Source organism: Variovorax boronicumulans NBRC 103145 (assembly GCF_001591345.1).
GTDB classification, from domain to species: Bacteria; Pseudomonadota; Gammaproteobacteria; order Burkholderiales; family Burkholderiaceae_C; genus Variovorax; species Variovorax boronicumulans.
Genome location: NZ_BCUS01000007.1, coordinates 1 through 19,855 on the forward strand (window position 1 = coordinate 1; position 19,855 = coordinate 19,855).

General features: G+C 67.5%; 18 protein-coding genes. 8 read left to right on the forward strand and 10 right to left on the reverse strand.

The window, feature by feature from the left end:
* The 6 genes from VBO01S_RS03470 to pncB form a co-directional block, all read right to left on the reverse strand.
* On the reverse strand, window positions 1-1,372 hold a 1,372-nt coding region (locus VBO01S_RS03470), incomplete at its 3' end, for an MFS transporter (protein WP_062470777.1).
* A 109-nt stretch (window positions 1,373-1,481) separates the two neighbouring features.
* Window positions 1,482-2,645, reverse strand: a complete 1,164-nt coding sequence (locus tag VBO01S_RS03475) for an MFS transporter (RefSeq protein ID WP_062470542.1) — start codon at window positions 2,643-2,645, stop codon at window positions 1,482-1,484.
* Window positions 2,642-4,012 (reverse strand): DNA recombination protein RmuC, encoded by a 1,371-nt coding sequence (locus VBO01S_RS03480; protein ID WP_062470778.1) that lies wholly within the window; start codon window positions 4,010-4,012, stop codon window positions 2,642-2,644. The genes VBO01S_RS03475 and VBO01S_RS03480 overlap by 4 nt, the downstream gene beginning before the upstream one ends.
* 36 nt (window positions 4,013-4,048) lie before the next feature.
* A complete protein-coding gene (locus VBO01S_RS03485) occupies window positions 4,049-5,038 on the reverse strand; it encodes a 2-hydroxyacid dehydrogenase (protein ID WP_062470546.1) in 990 nt (329 codons plus the stop codon).
* A 34-nt stretch (window positions 5,039-5,072) separates the two neighbouring features.
* On the reverse strand, window positions 5,073-6,485 hold the full coding sequence (locus VBO01S_RS03490; RefSeq protein WP_062470549.1) for a sodium:proton antiporter: 1,413 nt from the start codon (window positions 6,483-6,485) through the stop codon (window positions 5,073-5,075).
* Window positions 6,486-6,521: 36 nt separating this feature from the next.
* Window positions 6,522-7,742: a nicotinate phosphoribosyltransferase gene (gene pncB, locus VBO01S_RS03495; RefSeq protein WP_062470551.1), complete on the reverse strand. Its 1,221-nt coding sequence runs from the start codon at window positions 7,740-7,742 to the stop codon at window positions 6,522-6,524.
* A gap of 185 nt (window positions 7,743-7,927) precedes the next feature.
* Between pncB and VBO01S_RS03500 the strand changes: the two genes are divergently transcribed.
* Both VBO01S_RS03500 and VBO01S_RS03505 read left to right on the forward strand, forming a co-directional pair.
* A complete protein-coding gene (locus tag VBO01S_RS03500) occupies window positions 7,928-8,161 on the forward strand; it encodes a CsbD family protein (RefSeq protein ID WP_062470554.1) in 234 nt (77 codons plus the stop codon).
* 54 nt (window positions 8,162-8,215) lie between these two features.
* On the forward strand, window positions 8,216-8,626 hold the full coding sequence (locus tag VBO01S_RS03505; protein ID WP_082817963.1) for a hypothetical protein: 411 nt from the start codon (window positions 8,216-8,218) through the stop codon (window positions 8,624-8,626).
* Window positions 8,627-8,690: 64 nt separating this feature from the next.
* On the opposite strand, the gene VBO01S_RS03510 is transcribed toward VBO01S_RS03505, so the two are convergent.
* Both VBO01S_RS03510 and VBO01S_RS03515 read right to left on the reverse strand, forming a co-directional pair.
* Complete coding sequence (locus tag VBO01S_RS03510) at window positions 8,691-9,152, reverse strand: acyl-CoA thioesterase (RefSeq protein WP_062470560.1); 462 nt, start codon at window positions 9,150-9,152, stop codon at window positions 8,691-8,693.
* Entirely contained in the window at window positions 9,149-10,075 is a 927-nt protein-coding gene (locus VBO01S_RS03515) for a histone deacetylase family protein (protein ID WP_062470562.1), read from the reverse strand. The genes VBO01S_RS03510 and VBO01S_RS03515 overlap by 4 nt, the downstream gene beginning before the upstream one ends.
* Before the next feature lie 184 nt (window positions 10,076-10,259).
* Here VBO01S_RS03515 and VBO01S_RS03520 point away from each other — a divergent pair, with 184 nt between their 5' ends.
* Together VBO01S_RS03520 and VBO01S_RS03525 are read left to right on the forward strand one after the other, a co-directional pair.
* Window positions 10,260-10,811 (forward strand): phasin family protein, encoded by a 552-nt coding sequence (locus VBO01S_RS03520; protein ID WP_062470565.1) that lies wholly within the window; start codon window positions 10,260-10,262, stop codon window positions 10,809-10,811.
* A 130-nt stretch (window positions 10,812-10,941) separates the two neighbouring features.
* Complete coding sequence (locus tag VBO01S_RS03525; protein ID WP_056590186.1) at window positions 10,942-11,700, forward strand: 3-hydroxyacyl-CoA dehydrogenase; 759 nt, start codon at window positions 10,942-10,944, stop codon at window positions 11,698-11,700.
* On the opposite strand, the gene VBO01S_RS03530 is transcribed toward VBO01S_RS03525, so the two are convergent.
* Window positions 11,648-12,595 (reverse strand): YihY/virulence factor BrkB family protein, encoded by a 948-nt coding sequence (locus tag VBO01S_RS03530; RefSeq protein ID WP_062470568.1) that lies wholly within the window; start codon window positions 12,593-12,595, stop codon window positions 11,648-11,650. The genes VBO01S_RS03525 and VBO01S_RS03530 overlap by 53 nt on opposite strands.
* 74 nt (window positions 12,596-12,669) lie before the next feature.
* On the opposite strand from VBO01S_RS03530, the gene dnaG reads away from it, so the two are divergent.
* Window positions 12,670-14,706 carry a DNA primase gene (gene dnaG, locus VBO01S_RS03535; RefSeq protein ID WP_062470571.1) on the forward strand — a complete coding sequence of 679 codons (2,037 nt, stop codon included), beginning with the start codon at window positions 12,670-12,672 and terminating at the stop codon, window positions 14,704-14,706.
* A 181-nt stretch (window positions 14,707-14,887) separates the two neighbouring features.
* Here the strand turns inward: dnaG and VBO01S_RS33125 are convergent, their stop codons facing one another.
* Window positions 14,888-15,169, reverse strand: a complete 282-nt coding sequence (locus VBO01S_RS33125) for a hypothetical protein (RefSeq protein ID WP_254668038.1) — start codon at window positions 15,167-15,169, stop codon at window positions 14,888-14,890.
* Here VBO01S_RS33125 and rpoD point away from each other — a divergent pair.
* From rpoD to VBO01S_RS03550, 3 genes are all read left to right on the forward strand, one after another.
* Window positions 15,162-17,366, forward strand: coding sequence for an RNA polymerase sigma factor RpoD (gene rpoD / locus VBO01S_RS03540; protein ID WP_254668039.1), 2,205 nt, complete (start codon window positions 15,162-15,164; stop codon window positions 17,364-17,366). The genes VBO01S_RS33125 and rpoD overlap by 8 nt on opposite strands.
* A 104-nt stretch (window positions 17,367-17,470) precedes the next feature.
* On the forward strand, window positions 17,471-18,709 hold the full coding sequence (locus VBO01S_RS03545) for a multidrug effflux MFS transporter (RefSeq protein WP_062470580.1): 1,239 nt from the start codon (window positions 17,471-17,473) through the stop codon (window positions 18,707-18,709).
* Between the two features lie 12 nt (window positions 18,710-18,721).
* Entirely contained in the window at window positions 18,722-19,849 is a 1,128-nt protein-coding gene (locus tag VBO01S_RS03550; protein WP_062470583.1) for an HPP family protein, read from the forward strand.
* Window positions 19,850-19,855: the final 6 nt, after the last annotated feature.

Consider the following 19,855-nt stretch of genomic DNA (forward strand, 5'->3'; position numbering starts at 1 on the left):
GCGCACCGAGGTCGTGGCGAGACACCGCTGCCACGGCCGCCTGCGGTGCGTCGGGCACGCCGGCACGCGCGAGCGACTCGGCCATCAGCGCGGTGGCGCGCGTGCGCATCAGCGTGCCGAGCAGCGCGATGCCGATCAGCATGCCGCCCTGGCGCAGCGCGTTCATGGTGGCCGAGGCCATGCCCGAGCGCTGCGCGGGCACCGAGGCCATCACCGCCGTGCTCGTGGCCGGTACGGCCAGGCCCGCGCCCGCCCCCAACGCCACGAAGAGCAGCGCCAGCGGCAGGTACGGCGTGTCGGCCGAGAACAGCGTCAGCAGCAGCATCGCCACGCCGATCAGCCCGTAGCCCGCGACCATCAGCGTGTGCACCTCGAAGCGGCGCGCCAGCCGTCCGAACTGCGAGGCCACGAGGCCGGTCGCCACGAACTGCGGCACCAATCGCCAGCCGGTCTCGCTGGCCGACCAGCCCTGCACCTGCTGCAGGAACAGCGAGAAGAAGAACAGGCTGGCGTAGGTCGAGAAGCCCAGCACGAACGAGGCGAAGTTGGTGACCGAAAAGCGCGCGTCGCGGAACAGCGCGAGCGGCAGCAGCGGCCGTTCCACGCGCGCCTCCACGGCCAGGAACAGCGCCAGCCCGACACCCGCCGCGACGAGCGCGACCACCGCGTGGCGCGAGCCCCAGCCGTGTTCGCCCGCGGCTATGAGCCCGTAGGTCAGCGCGCCCAGCCAGAGCACGCTGAGCACCTGCCCGACCGGATCGAGCGCCGCATGCTCGGGGTGCGAGGACTCGCGCAGGCCCCACATCCCCAGCGCCACAGTCAGCACGCCGATCGGCAGGTTGATGAGGAAGATGCTCTGCCAGCCCGCGTGGTCCACCAGCAGGCCGCCGAGCATCGGCCCGAGGATCAGCGACAGCGCCGTGAACGACGACCAGCCGCCGATCACCCGCGCGCGGCTGGCCGGCTCGGGGAAGGCGTGCGCCAGCAGCGACAGCGCGGCCGGAATCATCAGCGCGCCGGCCACGCCCTGCACCGCACGGCCCGCGAGCAGCATCGGCAGGCCCGACGCCATCGCGCACATCGCCGAGCCCACGGTGAAGACCACCACGCCGGCCAGCCAGGCGCGTTTGCGGCCGTAGCGGTCGCCGATCGGGCCGGCCGACAGCATGAAGGCCGACAGGCACAGCGCATAGATGTCGATCACCCACTGCAGCCCGGCCAGGTCGGTGGCGAGCGCGCGCTGCAGCGTGGGCAGCGCGACGTTGACGATGCTCACGTCGAGCGTGGCGATGAAGCTGCCGAGGTAGACCGCCGCCACCAGGGCCAGGCGGCGGCGCGGGTCGGCAGCCGCCGACGGGGAATGGGAGTCCATCGACGCCTTCGGGTCAGGAAGAAAGAAGGCGTCGATACTGACTTCGAGTCAGTATTCTGTCAATCAAATGAGAATTACTGTTATTTGCAACGTGGAATTCAAACCGCCGTCACAGCTTCAATCCCCAGGTCGCCTTGGCGCCCAGCGCCAGCACCCCGCCCACCACCCAGAACACGCCGGCAATGCCGATCAGCGCGCCGAGCGAGCCGAACAGCATCGGCATCGCGACGCTCGATGCGTTGATGGTCATGAGCCGCAGCCCGAGTGCCTCGCCATGCCGCGCGTGCGGCGTGATCTGGTGCAGCATGCTCATCACCATCGGTTGCACCGCGCCGAGCGCGAAGCCCAGCACCACGGAGCAGATGCCCATGGTCCACGGTGAATTCAGCAGCGGGTAGATGGCGAACACGGCCGCAGTGACGACGGTCGAGCTCAGGATCACGCTGCGCTCCGACGCACGCGACGCGATCAGCGGCAGCACCACGCGAATGACCGCCGCGGCGATCGCGAAGGCGCCGAGGATGGAGCCGATCACCGAGGCGCTGATGCCCCGGTCGTGGCCCAGCACCGGCAGCACGAAGGCGTGCACGTCCCAGCTCGACGACTGCAGCCAGTTCACGAACAGCAGGCGGCGGAACATCGGCTCGCGCAGCAGGTCCCAGGCCCGCGTGGGCGCGGCGCCCGGCACCGGCGCCACCCGCGGCGGCTCGTGCGCGCCGCGTGCCAGCAACCAGCACAGCAGCGGCAAAAAGGCCATCACGGCGAAGCAGATGCGAAAGGCCAGCAGGTCGGCCGGCGCGCGGCCGGCGTGGTCGATCAGCATGCCGGCCAGGAAGGGCCCGACGAAGTTCGCCGCGGCGGGCGCGATGGCCAGCCAGCTGAACACGCGCTTGAGCTGCGTCGGGTCGGTGGCCGAGCGCCCCACGTGCCGCTGCAGCGCGATGACGGTCGCGCCGGTGGCGCCGCCGGTCAGCAGCGCGGCGATGCACATGACCGGAAACACCGGAAAAATCAGCGCCAGCCCCGCCCCGCCCGACGCCGCGATCACCGACAGCCACAGCGGCCGCTTGAGCCCGTGCCGGTCGGCGAAGCGCCCGGCCGGCAGCGCAAGAAACACCTGGGTCAGCGCGAACAGCGCGATCAGCAAGCCGACGGCCGCTGCGCTGTAGCCTTGCTGCAGCGCGAGCAGCGGTGTGGCGAGCCGCATGCCCGCCATCGTGGCGTGCAAACAGACCTGCGCCACGATGACGCGCAGCAGTTCAGAACCTTTCACGGGGTGTCGTCGGCCTCGCTGTCGGTGTCGGCCGTGGGCGGCAGCAGCGCCTGCGACTGCGCCTCGGGCAAGGCCTCGACCTTGCGCAGCGCCAGGCGCATCTGCTTGGCACGCGTGTCGGCCTTGTCGATGGTGTCGGAGGCCTTGGCCACCTGTTCCTTGATGCGCGCCACCCATTCGCCGTAGCGCTCGAACTCGGTCTTGACCGCGCCCAGCACCTTCCAGACCTCCGAGGCCTGGCGCTCCAGCGCGAGTGTGCGAAAGCCCATGTGCAGGCTGTTGAGCATGGCGAGCAAGGTGGTCGGGCCGGCCAGCGTCACGCGGTGCTGGCGCTGGATCGCGTCCATCAGGCCGGGGCGGCGCAGCACCTCGGCGTAGAGGCTTTCGACCGGCAGGAACAGGATCGCGAAGTCGGTGGTGTGCGGCGCCGCGAGGTAGTTCTCGGCGATCGACTTGGCCTCGACGCGGATGCGCGTCTCGAGCGCCTTGGCCGCGGCCTCGGCGCCGGCGGCATCGGCGCGCTCGTGGGCGTCGATGAGGCGTTCGTAGTCGTCGCGCGGAAACTTGGCGTCGATCGGCAGCCACACCGGCGCGCCGTCGTCGCCGCGCCCCGGAAAGCGGATCGCGAAGTCGACGCGCTGGCCGCTGCGCGGCTTGGTCTCGACCTGGCGCGCGTACTGCTCGGGCGTGAGCACCTGCTCGAGCAGCGCCTCGAGCTGCACCTCGCCGAACATGCCGCGCGTCTTCACGTTGGTCAGCACGCGCTGCAGGCTGCCCACGCCGACGGCCAGCGTCTGCATCTCGCCCAGGCCCTTGTGCACCTGCTCGAGCCGGTCGGCCACCTGCTTGAAGCTTTCGCCCAGGCGCGCCTCGAGCGTGCTCTGCAGTTTCTCGTCGACGGTCTTGCGCATCTCGTCGAGCTTGGCGGTGTTGCTCTGCTGCAGCTGGGCGAGCTGGGTTTCCATGGTCGTGCGCACCTCGGAAAGGCGGCGCGCGTTCGATTCGCTCAGCCCCTGCAGCTGGGTGTTCAGCGTGTCGGCCAGGGTCTTCTGCAGCGAGGCGAGCTGCAGCGCGAAGGCGTCGAGCTGCGCGTTCTGCGTGCGCGTGGCCTCGGCGCCCTGCTGCACCAGCGACTGCTGGAAGGTGGCGAAGGCCTGCGCGGTTTCCTGACGTGCGCCGCGCGAGCTTTCGCCGATCTCGTGGCGCAGCTCGCGCTCGGTGCGTTCGTTGGCGCGGCCCATGGCGGCGAGCACGCCCAGCATTTCGCTGTGATCAGGTGGGGGTGGCCGGCGGGCCAGCAGCCAGATGACCAGCACCAGCTGCACCACGGCGAATGCGGCCAGTGCGAGAAGAATCAGATCCGTCAGTTCCAAGGTGGGGGGCGTGTCGCTCTCGCTGTCAGGTTATTTCGTGGCCGCCGGCACCGGCGTGACAGGGGTCAAGGGCCCCTTGCCGGTGCCCCAGGCGATGAGGTTGTCGGCCGCCAGGTCGGCCATGGCGCGGCGCGTGGGCACGGTGGCGCTGGCGATGTGCGGCGTGAGCACCACGTTGGGCACGGTGAGCAGGTCGGGGTGGACCTTGGGCTCGCCCTCGAACACATCGAGGCCGGCGGCGGCGATGCGCTTCTCGCGCAGCGCCACGGCCAGCGCCGCGTCGTCGACGATGCCGCCGCGCGCGATGTTGACCAGCGTGGCGGTCGGCTTCATGAGCGCGATCTCGGCCGCGCCGATGGTGTGGTGCGAGGCCGGCGAGTACGGCACGACCAGCACGACGTGGTCGGCGGTCTTGAGCAGCTCTTCCTTGCCGACGTAGCGGGCCTTGCACTCGGCCTCGAGCGCGGCATCGAGGCGCGAGCGGTTGTGATAGATCACGTTCATGCCGAAGCCGTGCGCACCGCGCCGGGCAATGCCCTGCCCGATGCGGCCCATGCCGATGATGCCGAGCGTCGAGCCGTGGATGTCGGAGCCGGCGAACATGTCGTAGCTCCACTTTTCCCACTTGCCCGCGCGCAGGAAGTGTTCGCTCTCGGTGATGCGGCGCGCGGTGGCCATGAGCAGCGCGAAGCCGAAGTCGGCCGTGGTCTCGGTCAGCACGTCGGGCGCGTTGGTGCCCAGCACGCCGCGTGCGGCCATGGCGTCGACGTCGAAGTTGTTGTAGCCCACGGCCATGTTGGCGCAGATCTTCAGCTCGGGGCAGGCGTCGAGCACCGCGGCGTCGATGCGCTCGCTGCCGGTGGTGAAGGCGCCCTGCTTGCCCTGCAGTTTCGCGATCAGCTGGTCCTTGCTCCAGGTCTCGTCGGCCTGGTTCGACTCGACCTCGAAATGCTGCGCCAGGCGTGCGAGGGTTTCGGGGAACACCGCGCGCGCGACCAGGATCTTGGGCTTGCTGCTCATGGAACGTGTCTCTTTCTTTGAAGGGCTGGAAGGATCAACGGAAGAAGATGAAGGTGCACAGGACGAACAGCGGGACCAGGATCGCCCCCGACCACGCCATGTAGCCGAAGAAGCTGGGCATGCGCACGCCGCGGCTTTCGGCGATGGCCTTGACCATCAGGTTCGGCGCGTTGCCGATGTAGGTGTTGGCGCCCATGAACACGGCGCCGGCCGAGATGGCGGCCAGCGTGCTGGCATAGGTGGTCATGAGCGCCGCCGGGTCGCCGCCCGCCGTGTTGAAGAACACGAGGTAGGTCGGCGCGTTGTCCAGGAACGAGCTCAGGATGCCGGTGGCCCAGAAGTACATGGCCGGGTCGGGCTGGCCGTCGGCGCGCGTCACGGCCGCGACGATGGCGCCGAACGGGCCCTGCGTGCCGGCCTTGAGCATGGCGATCACCGGGATGATGGTCAGGAAGATGCCGGCGAAGAGCTTGGCCACCTCGGCCATCGGGCCCCACTCGAACTGGTTGTCGGCGTGCACCTTGGGCGCCGTGAGCTTGTACGAGACGACGGCGATCAGCGCCAGTCCTACGTCGCGCACCAGGCCCGGCAGGCCGACCTCGGTGCCGAACACGTCGAACACCACGGGCGATTTCCAGAAGCCGCTCAGCAGCACCAGCGCGACGATGCCGCCCAAGAGCCAGAAATTGGCCGCGCCGTCGAAGCCCAGGCGCGGGGTGTCGGGCGTCGAGTCGACGGGCAGCACGCCGTCCTTGCGATAGAAGTGGCGGTCGATGGCATAGAACAGCGCCAGCAGCACGGCCAGGATGAAGATCGTCTCGGGCAGGATGTGCTGCGCGGTCCAGAAGAAGCCCACGCCCTTGAGGAAGCCGAGGAACAGCGGCGGGTCGCCCAGCGGCGTGAGCGAGCCGCCCGCGTTCGACACGATGAAGATGAAGAACACGATCACGTGCACCTTGCGCTGCCGGTTGTCGTTGGCCCGGATCAGCGGCCGGATCAGCAGCATCGAGGCGCCCGTCGTCCCCATGAAGCTCGCGAGCACCGCGCCGATGGCCAGGATCGCCGTGTTGAGCCCCGGCGTGCCGTGCAGGTTGCCGCGGATGTGGATGCCCCCGGCCACGGTGAAGAGCGCCGTGAGCAGGATGATGAACGGGATGTACTCGGCCACCAGCGCATGCACCAGCTGCACGCCCGCCAGCCCCGCGCCGTAGGTCGCGGCAAAGGGCAGCAGGAAGGCCAGCGCCCAGGCGGCGGAAATCTTGCCGTAGTGGTGGTGCCAGAACGAAGGCGTGGCCAGCGGCAAGAGCGCGATGGACAGCAGGATGCCGGCGAACGGCACGCCCCACAGCGGCGAGAGCGCGGCACCGTCGAAATCGGCAGCGAAGGCCAGGGCGGGAAAGAGCATCGGCAGCGCCGCGGCTGCCGTCAGTCGGATCGTTTTCTTCATGGGGGCTGTACCGTACCAGACAGGTCAGTACAGCCTTCAAACGGGGGGTTGTTCGATCTCGAACACCTGGCGCAGGTAGGCCAGGTATTTCTCGTCCTCGCACATGTTCTTGGACGGCGTGTCCGACAGCTTGGCCACCGGCTGGTCGTTGCACTGGATCATCTTGATGACGATCTGCAGCGGCTCGTAGCCCAGGTCGTTGGTGAGGTTGGTGCCGATGCCGAAGGCCAGCAGGCAACGGCCGCGGAACTGCTGGTACAGCTCGATGGTGCGCGGCACCGTGAGGCCGTCGCTGAAGATCAGCGTCTTGGTGAGCGGATCGACCCGGTTCGCGTGGTAGTGCGCCAGCATGCGCTCGCCCCACTGGAACGGGTCGCCGCTGTCGTGACGGGCGCCGTCGAAGAGCTTGCAGAAGTACAGGTCGAAGTCGCGCAGGAAGGCGCTCATGCCGTACACGTCGGACAGCGCAATGCCCAGGTCGCCGCGGTATTCACGGGCCCAGCTCTCGAAGCCGAAGATCTGGCTGTCGCGCAGCCGCGGGCCCAGCGCCTGGCAGGCCTGCAGGTACTCGTGCGCCATGGTGCCCAGCGGAATGAGCCCGAGCTTCATGGCGTACAGCACGTTGCTGGTGCCCGCCAGCTGCGGCAGGTGTTCGCCGGCGGGCGACTTGGCCGGCGGCGAGGCCACGGCGCCGAGCCGTTGCGTCAGCGTGCGCAGCACTTCCTCGTGCCAGTCTTTGGAGAAGCGGCGGCGCGTGCCGTAGTCGGCAATCTTGAGATCGCCCAGGCCGGCTTCCTGCAACTGGCTGATCTTGAGGTCGAGGCGGCGACGGCCTTCCTCGAAGTCGGGGTTCTTCTGCGTGTTGCGAAAGTAGACCTCGTTCACGATGGCCAGCACCGGAATCTCGAACAGGATGGTGTGCAGCCACGGGCCCTTGATGCGGATCTCGAGCTCGCCCGAGGGCTGGGGGATGACGTTGATGTACTTCTCGTTGAGCCGGAACAGGCCCAGGAAGTCGACGAAGTCGCTCTTGATGAAGCGCATCGAGCGCAGGTAGGCGAGCTCGGCGTCGCGGAATTGCAGCGAGCACAGGCTGCGGATCTCGTCGCGGATCTGTCCCGCGAACTGCGCGAGGTTGACGCCCGGGTTGCGGCACTTGAAGCGGTACTCGACCCGCGCCCCCGGAAAGTGGTGCAGGACCACCTGCATCATCGTGAACTTGTAGAGGTCGGTGTCGAGCAGGCTGTGAATGATCATGGTGCGGTGCGCGGTGTCTCGGGTCTCTGGCGTCGGCGTCCGTTCCATTATCACGGCCTGCGTCGGCCTCTGCCTACGAAGGCCGGACTGCACGTCCTACCGGCAGGGGGAATCACGCACGCGACATTGATTTCACGGCGGCGGCATGTTCCGCCGGGTCATCACTCTTACGCAAGGAGATTCGCATGAACAAGGACACCATCGAAGGCAACTGGAAGCAGCTCAAGGGCAAGGTCCGCGAGCAGTGGGGCAAGCTGACCGACGACGACTTCGACGTCATCGCCGGCAAGCGCGACCAGTTGCTGGGCCGCATCCAGGAACGCCACGGCATCAGCCGCGACGAGGCCGAGAAGCAGGTGAAGGACTGGGAATCGCGCGACGGCCGCTCGCCGGACGCGCTCTGGTTCGAGAAGAACTGACTGAGAAAGACACCGGCCATCCGGCCCTGCCACTCATCGCAAAGGACACACACCATGAAAAAACAACACCTCGTCATGCTCGCCCTCGCCTCCACCTGCTTCGTTGCCAGCCAGGCCGGAGCCATGACCAAGGACGAGTACAAGGTCGCCAAGGAAAAGGTCGAGGCCGATTACAAGGTCGCCAAGGCCCAGTGCGACACGATGAAGGACAACGCCAAGGACGTCTGCCAGAAGGAAGCCAAGGGCAAGGAAGAAGTGGCCAAGGCCGAGCTGGAACAGCAGTACCAGCCGAGCGACAGCCATGCCCGCAAGGTGGCTGAAGAAAAGGTGAAGGCCGCCTATGAAGTCGCGAAGGAAAAGTGCGACGACCAGAATGGCGCGGCCAAGGACGCTTGCGTGAAGCAGGCCAAGGCTGATGAAGCCCAGGGCAAGGCCGACATCAAGGCCATGAAGAAGACGATGTAAGCGGGGTCACGCCCCACTCACCCACGAACGGCGCCTGCGGGCGCCGTTTTTCATGGGCGGGCGCTCAGGCGCGCAGCGAATCGACCACCTGCTGCAGCGCCTCGGGCAACGGCACCGGCCGCTGCGTCGCGCGGTCGACGTACACGTGCACGAAATGCCCCTGCGCGGCGGCAGTGTCGGCCCCTTCGGCGAACAGCGCGATCTCGTAGCGCACGCTCGAACGGCCCGCCTGCGCCACGCGGATGCCCGCCTCCACCGTCTGCGGGAAGGCCACCGGCGCGAAGTAGTTGCACTGCGTCTCGACCACGAAGCCGATGGTCTGGCCGCCATGGATATCGAGCGCGCCGCGCTCGATGAGCAGCGCGTTCACCGCGGTGTCGAACCAGCTGTAGTAGACGACGTTGTTGACGTGGCCGTACATGTCGTTGTCGGCCCACCGCGTCGGGATGCTGCGAAACGCCCGGTAGGCGCTGCGGGTGTGGGGCGTGGGCTTGGGGGTTGGGATGGGTGGTGTGGGGGCGCTCATCGCGCGGCATTTTGCCAGCGGCGCCAGTAATCGAGCGCCACCCGGAAGGTGCCCAGTTGCACCTGCACCGTCTCGGCGATGTCGCTGGCGTAGCCGCCGGCCATCGCGAAGGCCGTGGGGATGCGGCGCTGCCAGGTCCAGTCGAAAACGCGGCGGTCGCGCGCCTCCAGCCCGTCGAAGCTCAGCTTGAGGCGGCCCAGCCGGTCGCGCTCGAAGGGGTCGGCGCCGGCCAGGTAGATCACGAGGCCGGGCGAGAAGCGGCGGTCGAGCTCGTCGAGCGCGTGCTCCAGCGCCGCGAGGTAGTCGACGTCGCCGCAGCCGTCGGGCAGTTCCACGTCGAGGTCGCTCGCCTCCTTGCGGAACGGGAAGTTCTTCTGGCCGTGCACCGACAGCGTGAACACGCTCGGGTCGCCCTGGAAGATGCGGGCGGTGCCGTTGCCCTGGTGCACGTCGAGGTCGATCATGGCCACCCTGAGCAGCCGGCCGGCGCGGGCCTGCTCGACCTGCATCAGCCGCGCAGCCACCGCCGCGTCGTTGAAGACGCAGAAGCCGCTGCCCTTGTCGGCGTAGGCGTGGTGCGTGCCGCCGGCCATGTTGGCTGCCACGCCGCCCGCGAAGGCCGCCCGGCAGGCGGCGATGGTGGCGCCGGTGGAGCGGCGCGAGCGCTCGACCATCGCCTCGCTCCAGGGAAAGCCGATCTCGCGCATGGCCTGCGGGCTCACGCGGCCTTCGCTGACGGCGGCGATCCATTCGGGGGTGTGGGCCAGCGCCAGCTCGTCGTCGGTGGCGCGCGGGGCCGGGTCCATCTCGACGGCCGGCAGCTGCTCCTGCAGGCGATCGCGCAGCATCGCGTAGCGCGACATGGGAAAGCGGTGGCCCGGCGGCAGGGGCAGGACGAACTGCCCGGAATAGAAAGCACGCATGGCCGCATTCTGGCCGCGCAGGCCGGATTTAGAAGGCCGCTTCTAAATTGCTGCAGAGCAGCAAAAACCACTTGATCGCTGCGTTCAGCTGCCTATACTTCAGGCCATGCTGCACCGCAACATGAACGACGAGGCGCAGCGCAACGTGAATCGACCACCCCATCATCCTTTCTGGAGATCTCAAATGGCCCTGACCGCTGACCAAATCCTCGCCGCTCAAAAAGCAAACCTCGAAACCCTGTTCGGCCTGACCACCAAGGCTTTCGAAGGCGTTGAAAAGCTGGTCGAACTGAACGTGACCGCTTCCAAGGCCGCCCTGACCGAAGCCCAGAGCACCGCCCAGGCTGCCCTGAGCGTCAAGGACGCCCAAGAGCTGCTGACGCTGCAAGCCAGCCTGTTCCAGCCCCTGGCTGAAAAGACCGCTGCCTACAGCCGTCACCTGTACGACATCGCCCAAGGCACCAGCGCCGAATTCTCGAAGGCTTTCGAAGCCAAGGCCGCTGAAGCCCAGCAAGCCTTCGTCGGCCTCGTCGACAGCGCTTCCAAGAACGCCCCCGCCGGTTCGGAAACCGCCGTCGCCGTGCTGAAGAGCGCCGTGGCTGCCGCCAACAACGCTTTCGAATCGGTCCAGAAGGCCGTCAAGCAAGCGTCGGACGTCGCCGAAGCCAACTTCAACGCCGTGTCGACCCAAGCCGTCGCCGCTGCCAAGACGGCCACCGCTTCGCGCAAGCGCTAAGCACCGACCACCACCAGTTGTCTCCTTGGGTCCTCACGGATCCAATTCAGGGCCTCATCTTCGGATGAGGCCTTTTTTTTTGGCCGGCGGCCGTCTTCGATAATGCGGGTCTCATTTCAGGAGACTCTCAATGCAGATCGACGGCAAAGTTTTTATCGTGACCGGTGGCGCTTCGGGCCTCGGCGAAGGCACGGCGCGCATGCTGGCCGCCAACGGCGCCAAGGTGGTCATCGCCGACATGCAGGCTGACAAGGGCGAAGCCGTCGCCCGCGAGATCGGTGGCGTGTTCGTCAAGTGCGACGTGAGCCAGGAAGCCGACGGCCAAGCCGCGGTGGCCGCCGCGCTCAAGCTGGGCAAGCTGGTCGGCCTCGTGAACTGCGCCGGCATCGCACCGGCCGAGAAGACCGTGGGCAAGAACGGCCCGCACGCGCTGGCCGTGTTCAGCAAGACCGTCACGGTCAACCTGATCGGCAGCTTCAACATGATCCGCCTGGCGGCCGACGCCATGGGCAAGAACGAGCCCGAAGCCACCGGCGAACGCGGCGTGCTGATCTCGACGGCCTCGGTCGCAGCCTACGACGGCCAGATCGGCCAGGCCGCCTACAGCGCCTCGAAGGGCGGCGTGGTCGGCATGACCCTGCCCATCGCCCGCGACCTCGCGCGCAGCGGCATCCGCAACATGACCATCGCCCCCGGCATCTTCGGCACGCCCATGCTGTTCGGCATGCCGCAGGAAGTGCAGGACGCGCTGGCCGCCAGCGTGCCCTTCCCCTCGCGCCTGGGCACGCCCGAGGACTACGCCAAGCTGGCCAAGCACATCATCGAGAACGACATGCTCAACGGCGAGGTGATTCGTCTGGACGGAGCGATTCGATTGGCCCCTCGCTGATCTCGGACGCCGGCGGCTTCGTGCTGCCGGTGCGGTCCAGGCGCTCGTAGTTCGCGATCACCTGGGCCCCGAGCAGCACCAGCATGGCGGCGATTTCCAGGCTCAGCAGCACCACGATCGCCGTGGTGAGCGAGCCGTAGACGATGTTCACCTGCGACAGCGTCGAGAAGTACCAGATCAGCACGCGCCGCGTGGCCTCCCACAGCAGCGCGGCGGTCACGCCGCCCAGCAGCGCATGCCGCAGCGACATGCGCCCCGCCGGCATCACGAGGTAGAGCGAGGTCAGCATGAAGATCTCGCCGCCCAGCCCCAGCAGGTACAGCAGCAGGCCCGAAATGCCCGACAGCGACCAGCTGCGCCCCAGCAGGTCGACGCTTTCCTGCCCCACCAGCTGCAGCGCCCCCGACACCAGCGTGACCAGCAGCAGCCCCGCGCACAGGCTCAGGATGTAGAGGTAGGGCATCGCCACCGACACCAGGAAGTGGCGCTTGTGATCGTCCTTGCGGTGGTGAAAGATCACCGCCATCGCGCTTTCGAGCACGCTGAACGCCAGCGAACTGAAGAAGATCATCGTCACCAGCAGCACCGGCCCGAGCACCGAGCGGTGGTCCAGGAAGCTCGACAGCTCGGCCACGATCGCTTTCGACTGCCCCGGCAGCAGCCATTCGAGGTAGCGCCCGATGGTGCGCAGCAGCTCGGCCTGGTCGATCACGTGCGACAGCGCCATCACGCTCACGATCAGCAGCGGCACGATGGACAGCAGCGCGTAGTAGGCCACCGCCCCCGCCAGCAGCAGGCCCTGGTTGGCGCGAAAGTCCTTGAGCGCGCCCCAGACGAAGCGCAGCGGATGGCGCAGCAGCGGCGCGGCGTGTTGCAAAGGCAGTGGCGTCTTCATGCGTGATGTGGATTTGCGGCGGGGTTCAGTATGCCGCCCGTGCGCTTGCGTATGATTTGCCGCTCCCCGCAGCCATGACCATCCCCGCTTCATTCATCCAGGAACTCATCGCGCGCGCCGATGTGGTCGAAATCGTCGGCCGCTACGTCCAGCTCAAGAAGGCCGGCGCCAATTTCATGGGGCTGTGCCCCTTCCACGGCGAGAAGTCGCCCTCGTTCTCGGTCAGCCCGACCAAGCAGTTCTATCACTGCTTCGGTTGCGGCGTGCACGGCAACGCCATCGGCTTCCTCATGGAGCATGCGGGCATGGGCTTCGTCGAGGCCGTGCACGACCTGGCCGGCCAGTACGGCCTGCAGGTGCCCGAGGACGACGTCTCGCCCGCCGAACGCGCCCGCGCCGCCAGCCAGCGCCAGAAGCAGGCCACGCTGACCGACGTGCTAGAGAAAGCCGGCGACGCCTACCGCAAGGCGCTGCGCCAGGCGCCCGGCGCCATCGACTACCTCAAGGGCCGCGGCGTGTCGGGCGAGATCGCCAAGCAGTTCGGCATCGGCTACGCGCCGGCCGGCTGGCGCGCGCTGGCCAGCGTGTTCCCCGACTACGACGACCCGCTGCTCGCCGAGAGCGGGCTGGTGATCGTCAACAACGAGGAAGGCAAGCTCAGCGACGAGGAGGCCAAGCGCTACGACCGTTTCCGCGACCGCGTGATGTTCCCGATCCGCAACGTCAAGGGCGAGTGCATCGGCTTCGGCGGGCGCGTGCTCGGCGACGAAAAACCCAAGTACCTGAACTCGCCCGAGACGCCCGTCTTCAGCAAGGGCCGCGAGCTCTACGGCCTGTACGAGGCGCGCGCCGCCTTCCGCGACCGCGGCTACGCGCTCGTCACCGAGGGCTACATGGACGTGGTGGCGCTGGCCCAGCTCGGTTTTCCGAACGCGGTGGCCACGCTGGGCACGGCCTGCACCACCGAGCATGTGCAAAAGCTCTTCCGCTTCACCGAATCGGTGGTGTTCAGCTTCGACGGCGACGCCGCCGGCCGCCGCGCCGCGCGCAAGGCGCTCGACGGCGCCCTGCCCTACGCCACCGACACGCGCAGCATCAAGTTCCTGTTCCTGCCGGCCGAGCACGACCCCGACAGCTACATCCGCGCGCACGGCGCCGAGGCCTTCGCGGGCTTCGTGGCCGAGGCCACGCCGCTGTCGCGCTTCATGCTCGAGGCCGCCCGCGAGGGCTGCGACCTGAGCTCCGCCGAAGGCCGCGCCCACATGACGAGCAATGTGCGTCCACTCTGGAGTGCCATGCCCGACGGCGCCCTCAAGCGGCAGCTGCTCAGCGAGATCGCCACGCTGGTCCAGCTCGACGCCGCGGCGCTGTCCGACCTGTGGGCCACCGCCGCGCCCGGCCCGCGCAAGGGCGGCGGCGGCAACAGCCAGCCATCCCAGGCGCCGCAGCGCCACAGCGAGCCCGACAGCTACGGCAACGATCCGGGCGACTACTACCCGGACCTGCCGCCGGCGCAGGACTACGAGCCCCCGCGCTACGAAAGCGAGAGCAAACCCAAGTTCCAGCCGCGCAAGTTCACCAAGGGCAAGCGCTGGGGCGGCAAGTTCGAGGAGCCCATCGAGCCGCTGCGCGGACGCGGCAAGCCGCCGAGCCGGCCCGACGTGGCGGTGCGGCTGGTGCTGTCGAACATGGCGCAGTGGGAGGCGCTGTCGCACGAGCTGCACGTGATGCTGTGCGACCTGCCGGGCGAGCACGGCGCCCTCTTCACCTGGCTGGACAGCCAGCTGCACGAGCATGGCGTGCAGCCCTGGGCGGCGCTGCGCGAAGGCCTGCGCGGGCTCGATTTCGCGCCGCTGGCCGAGCGCCTCATGAGCGTTTCCGAGGCCGGGCCGGTGCCCGAGGGCGAGGAAGAACAGCACCTGGCCGAGGCCGCCAAGGAGCTGGGGAGCGTGCTCGACTTCATGCTCGACGACCGCCTGAAGGCCCAGCAGAGCGAGGCCATCGCTTCGGTTGGCAAAGACCCGAAAGCCCTGGAACGCTACAAGGCGCTGGAAGCCCGCCGGCTCGAATTGCGAGACCGCATTCGCGCGTCGGGGACAGATACTGCTTGAAATTTGCGCAACAGGCTATAATGTAGGGCTTCGCAACTGGCGAAATTAGGCAAGAGCGACAGCAGCACCTCCGGGCCGCCCCCTAGCGCAACGCACTCCAACGGTAAATTCCGGCGGAAAGGGTCAATAACCGCAAGGACTGCACACCAAATGTTCGCCCGACATCTTGCCTGGTGAGGAATTAATTCCTCGTTTCCCAATTGTTTTGTCCGTGCCTGTGCACGGGCATGGTGGTGCTGTCCGCGTGGCAGCGCGCCTGTGATCCCGCTTGTCTTTTCTTGTCGTAACGAGGTCGTATGCCCAGTTCAAAGAAGCCTGCTCCTTCACTTGCCAAAAGCGTCAAAAGCGTCGCCACCAAGCCCGCAGCAGAGAAACCGCTGAAAGCCGGTGCCAAACCGGCAACCAAGACGGCTGCCGCCGCGTCCAAAACGGCAGCCGCAACGAAAGTGAAAACCGTGCCCACGAAATCGACCTCTCTCGACGATCCCAAGAAAGCCGCGGCCACTGCCACGGCTGCCCCCGCCGCCAAGAAAGTTGGCCGTCCGCCCAAGGCCGCCGGCGCTGCCGCCGCGCCCGCCACCGGTGCCAAGCGCGGGCGCAAGCCCAAGGCCGCCAAGGAAGCCGGCGAGAGCGACATCGACCTGTCGGACATCGAGGAAGACCTGGCCGGTGACGAGCCCGCGGCCGTCGCGACCACCGAAGAGAAGGTCAAGCCGCTGCGCATGAAGATCAGCAAGGCGAAGGAACGCGCCTTGATGAAGGAGTTCGGCCTCGACGAGACCGTGCTCTCCGAAGAGGACCTGGCCAAGCGCCGCTCGCGCCTGAAGACCCTGATCACGCTGGGCAAGACCCGCGGCTACCTCACGCACGGCGAAATCTCCGACCACCTGCCCGACAAGCTGGTCGACGCCGAGACCATGGAAGTCGTGGTCACCATGCTCAACGACATGGGCGTGGCGGTGTACGAGCAGACGCCCGACGCCGAGACCCTGCTGCTGAACAACACCGCGCCCACCGCCACCACGGTGGAAGAAGCCGAGGAAGAAGCCGAAGCGGCCCTGTCCACGGTGGACAGCGAATTCGGCCGCACCACCGACCCCGTTCGCATGTACATGCGCGAAATGGGCACGGTCGAGCTGCTGACGCGCGAAGGCGAAATCGAAATCGCCAAGCGCATCGAAGGCGGCCTGATGGCCATGATGGAAGCCATCTCGGCCTCCCCCGCCACCATCGCCGCGATCCTCGAAATGGCCGCGACCATCCGTGAAGGCAAGGTCGTCATCTCGACCATCGTGGACGGCTTCTCGAACCCGAACGAGGCCGACGACTACGTGGCCGAAGAAGACTTCGACGAATTCGACGAGGAAGACGACGACGACGGCAAGGGCGGCTCCAAGGCCCTGACCAAGAAGCTCGAAGAGCTCAAGAACGAAGCCCTCTCGCGCTTCGACCGCATCGCCGAGATGTTCGAGAAGATCCACAAGATCTACGAGAAGGAAGGCTACGGCACGCCCGCGTACACGAAGGCCCAGCAGGCCGTGTCCGACGAGCTGATGACCATCCGCTTCACGGCCAAGACCATCGAGAAGCTGTGCGACCTGGTGCGCACGCAGGTGGACGACGTGCGCAAGAAGGAACGCGAACTGCGCCGCATCATCGTGGACAAGTGCGGCTTCCCGCAGGACGAGTTCATCCGCGACTTCAGCGGCTTCGACAAGAACGGCAACCGCATCGCCTCCAACCTGCTGAACCTCAAGTGGGTCGAGAAGCAGGCCGCGGCCGGCAAGCCCTGGAGCGCCGTGCTCGCGCGCAACATCCCGCCGGTGCAGGAACTGCAGCAGAAGCTCACCGACATCCAGTCGCGCGTGGTGGTGCCGCTGACCGAGCTCAAGGACATCAACAAGCGCATGAACGAGGGCGAATCGTCCTCGCGCGATGCCAAGAAGGAAATGATCGAGGCCAACCTGCGCCTCGTGATCTCCATCGCCAAGAAGTACACCAACCGCGGCCTGCAGTTCCTCGACCTGATCCAGGAAGGCAACATCGGCCTGATGAAGGCGGTCGACAAGTTCGAATACCGCCGCGGCTACAAGTTCTCGACCTACGCCACGTGGTGGATCCGCCAGGCGATCACCCGCTCGATCGCCGACCAGGCGCGCACCATCCGCATCCCGGTGCACATGATCGAGACGATCAACAAGATGAACCGCATCTCGCGCCAGCACTTGCAGGAGTTCGGCTTCGAGCCCGACGCCGGCATCCTGGCCGCCAAGATGGAGATCCCGGAAGACAAGATCCGCAAGATCATGAAGATCGCGAAGGAGCCGATCTCGATGGAAACCCCCATCGGCGACGACGACGATTCGCACCTGGGCGACTTCATCGAGGACAGCAGCAACACGGCGCCCATCGAGGCCGCCATGCAAGCGGGTCTTCGCGACGTGGTCAAGGACATCCTCGACTCCCTCACGCCGCGCGAAGCCAAGGTGCTGCGCATGCGCTTCGGCATCGAGATGAGCACGGACCACACGCTGGAAGAAGTCGGCAAGCAGTTCGACGTGACCCGCGAGCGCATCCGCCAGATCGAAGCCAAGGCGCTGCGCAAGCTGAAGCACCCGTCGCGTTCCGACAAGCTGCGCAGCTTCATCGACACCCTGTAATCCAGGTTCGCTGAAGCCCAGGCGCCCGCCTTGCCCCTCACCCGGGCGGCGGGCGTTCTCGTTTTTCCACCGACACACTACAAGTACAACGGAGCCGCCTTTCCATGAATCCCGACGCAGACAAACTCTGGCAGGCCCCGCGCTGGGCGCTTGCCGTGCTGCTCGCCGTGCTGGGCATGCTCGGGCCCTTCTCCATCGACACCTACATCCCGGCCTTCTCGGGCATCGCGAAATCGATCGGCGCGACACCGGCCGAGATGCAGCAGACGCTGTCGGCCTACCTGTTCGGCTTTGCCTTCATGAACCTGTTCCACGGCGCGCTGTCGGACAGCTTCGGGCGCCGGCCCGTGGTGCTGTGGGGGCTGGCCGTGTTCACGCTGGCCTCGCTGGGCTGCGCGCTGTCGCAGAACATCACGCAGCTGGTGCTGTTCCGCGGCCTGCAGGGCCTGTCGACCGGTGCCGGCATCGTGGTGTCGCGCGCCGTCATCCGCGACATGTTCCCACCGGCCGAGGCGCAGCGGGTCATGAGCCAGGTCACGATCTACTTCGGCGTGGCGCCGGCCATCGCGCCCATCGTGGGCGGCTTCCTGTTCGTGCACGCGGGCTGGCACTCGATCTTCTGGTTCCTCGTGGCCGTGGGCGTGGTGCTGTTCGTCGCCAACTACAAGCTGCTGCCCGAGACGCTGCACAAGGACCACCGCCAGCCCTTCCAGGTGCGCCACCTGATGCGCGGCTACCGCGACCTGTGCTCCGACCCGCGCTTTCTCTTGCTGGCCTTCGCGAGCGGCGTGCCCTTCAACGGCATGTTTCTCTACGTGCTGGCCGCGCCTGCGTTCCTGGGCGACCACCTCGCGCTGCAGCCGCAGCAGTTCTTCTGGTTCTTCCTGCTGACCATCGGCGGCATCATGCTCGGCGCGCGCGCCAGCGGCCGCATGGCTGGCAAGGTGGCGCCCAAGCGGCAGATCCGTGACGGCTTCCTGATCATGATGGTCACCTCGGTGGTCAACGTGGTGGCCAACATCTTCTTCCAGGCGCATGTGGCCTGGGCCGTGTGGCCGCTGGCGGTGTTCGCCTTCGGCTGGGCGCTGATGGTGCCGGTGGTCACGCTGCTGGTGCTCGACCTGCACCCCGAGCGCCGCGGCATGGCCTCGTCGCTGCAGGCCGTGATCGGCTCCACCGCCAACGGCGTCGTGGCCGGCGCGGTGGCGCCGCTGGTGATGCACTCCACGCTGGCACTGGCCCTCACCTCCGCGCTGATGCTCACGATCGGGCTGGTCGCCTGGGTCTGGCTGCATCACCGCTGGCCCGACATCGGGCGTCGGGTGGCGCACGAAGAAGCCTGAGGGGGACGGGGGATGCGATTCGCCGCACTGTGGACTTATCTGCGCGCCTGGCTCCCGGGCCCTTCCAACGTCAACGCGCGCGAGCGCCTGCGCGCCGTGGGCGGCGCAGGCATCGGGCTGCTGATCACCGGCCTGCTGTGCCGCTGGCTGTCCGTCCCGCTCGAGCACGCGGTGTGGCTGGTCGCACCGATGGGCGCCACCGCCGTGCTGGTGTTTGCCGTGCCCGCCAGTCCGCTGGCGCAGCCCTGGTCAGTGATCGGCGGCAACACGCTGTCGACGCTGGTGGGCATCGCCTGCGCCAGCTGGATTCCCGACACCGCCGTGGCAGCCGCCGTGGCCGTGGCGCTGGCCATCGGCCTCATGTTCTTCACGCGCTGCCTGCACCCGCCCGGCGGCGCGGCGGCGCTGCTGGCGGTGCTCACGCACACCACCGATTTTTCGGCGGCGCTGTTCCCGGTGCTCGTGAACTCGCTGCTGCTGGTGATGGCCGGCGTGGCCTACAACACGCTCACGGGGCGGCGCTATCCGCACGTGCAGGTGGCGCGTCCGCCCTCGCCCGACGCACGCTTCAGCCAGGCCGACATCGACGCCGTGCTGGCGCGCTACAACCAGGTGCTCGACATCAGCCGCGACGACCTCGAATCGCTGATCCAGCAGACCGAGCTCGAGTCGTACAAGCGCCGCCTGGGCACGCTGCACTGCGCCGACATCATGTCGCGCACGCCGATCTCGGTGGAGTTCGGCACGCCGCTGCAGGAGGCCTGGACGCTGATGCACCAGCACCGCATCAAGGCCCTGCCCGTCACCGATCGCACGCGCCGCGTGGTCGGCATCGTCACGCAGGCCGACTTCTTCCGCCAGCTCGACCTGCAGCACCACGACGGCATCGCCGGCCGGCTGCGCGACCTGATCCGCGCCACGCGCACGGTGATGTCGAACAAGCCCGAGGTGGTCGGCCAGATCATGACGCGCCAGGTGCGCGTGGCCAGCGCCGACCGGCCGGTGGTCGAGCTGGTGCCGCTGTTCTCCGAAGGCGGCCACCACCACATTCCGATCATCGATGAAGAGAAGCGGCTGACGGGGATGATCACGCAGTCGGATTTCGTGCGGGCGCTGTACCGCGCGGTGAGCCCGGCGTAGCGTCCG

Bases quoted from the DNA above. Each gene is read 5' to 3' on its own strand.
- VBO01S_RS03525 (WP_056590186.1), top strand. From the start codon at position 10,942: ATGCAGATCGACGGCAAAGTTTTTATCGTGACCGGTGGCGCTTCGGGC.
- VBO01S_RS03515 (WP_062470562.1), bottom strand. From the start codon at position 10,075: ATGCGTGCTTTCTATTCCGGGCAGTTCGTCCTGCCCCTGCCGCCGGGC.
- VBO01S_RS03505 (WP_082817963.1), top strand. From the start codon at position 8,216: ATGAAAAAACAACACCTCGTCATGCTCGCCCTCGCCTCCACCTGCTTC.
- VBO01S_RS03530 (WP_062470568.1), bottom strand. From the start codon at position 12,595: ATGAAGACGCCACTGCCTTTGCAACACGCCGCGCCGCTGCTGCGCCAT.
- pncB (WP_062470551.1), bottom strand. From the start codon at position 7,742: ATGATCATTCACAGCCTGCTCGACACCGACCTCTACAAGTTCACGATG.
- dnaG (WP_062470571.1), top strand. From the start codon at position 12,670: ATGACCATCCCCGCTTCATTCATCCAGGAACTCATCGCGCGCGCCGAT.
- VBO01S_RS03485 (WP_062470546.1), bottom strand. From the start codon at position 5,038: ATGAGCAGCAAGCCCAAGATCCTGGTCGCGCGCGCGGTGTTCCCCGAA.
- VBO01S_RS03520 (WP_062470565.1), top strand. From the start codon at position 10,260: ATGGCCCTGACCGCTGACCAAATCCTCGCCGCTCAAAAAGCAAACCTC.
- VBO01S_RS03500 (WP_062470554.1), top strand. From the start codon at position 7,928: ATGAACAAGGACACCATCGAAGGCAACTGGAAGCAGCTCAAGGGCAAG.
- VBO01S_RS03550 (WP_062470583.1), top strand. From the start codon at position 18,722: ATGCGATTCGCCGCACTGTGGACTTATCTGCGCGCCTGGCTCCCGGGC.
- VBO01S_RS03490 (WP_062470549.1), bottom strand. From the start codon at position 6,485: ATGAAGAAAACGATCCGACTGACGGCAGCCGCGGCGCTGCCGATGCTC.
- VBO01S_RS03545 (WP_062470580.1), top strand. From the start codon at position 17,471: ATGAATCCCGACGCAGACAAACTCTGGCAGGCCCCGCGCTGGGCGCTT.
- VBO01S_RS03510 (WP_062470560.1), bottom strand. From the start codon at position 9,152: ATGAGCGCCCCCACACCACCCATCCCAACCCCCAAGCCCACGCCCCAC.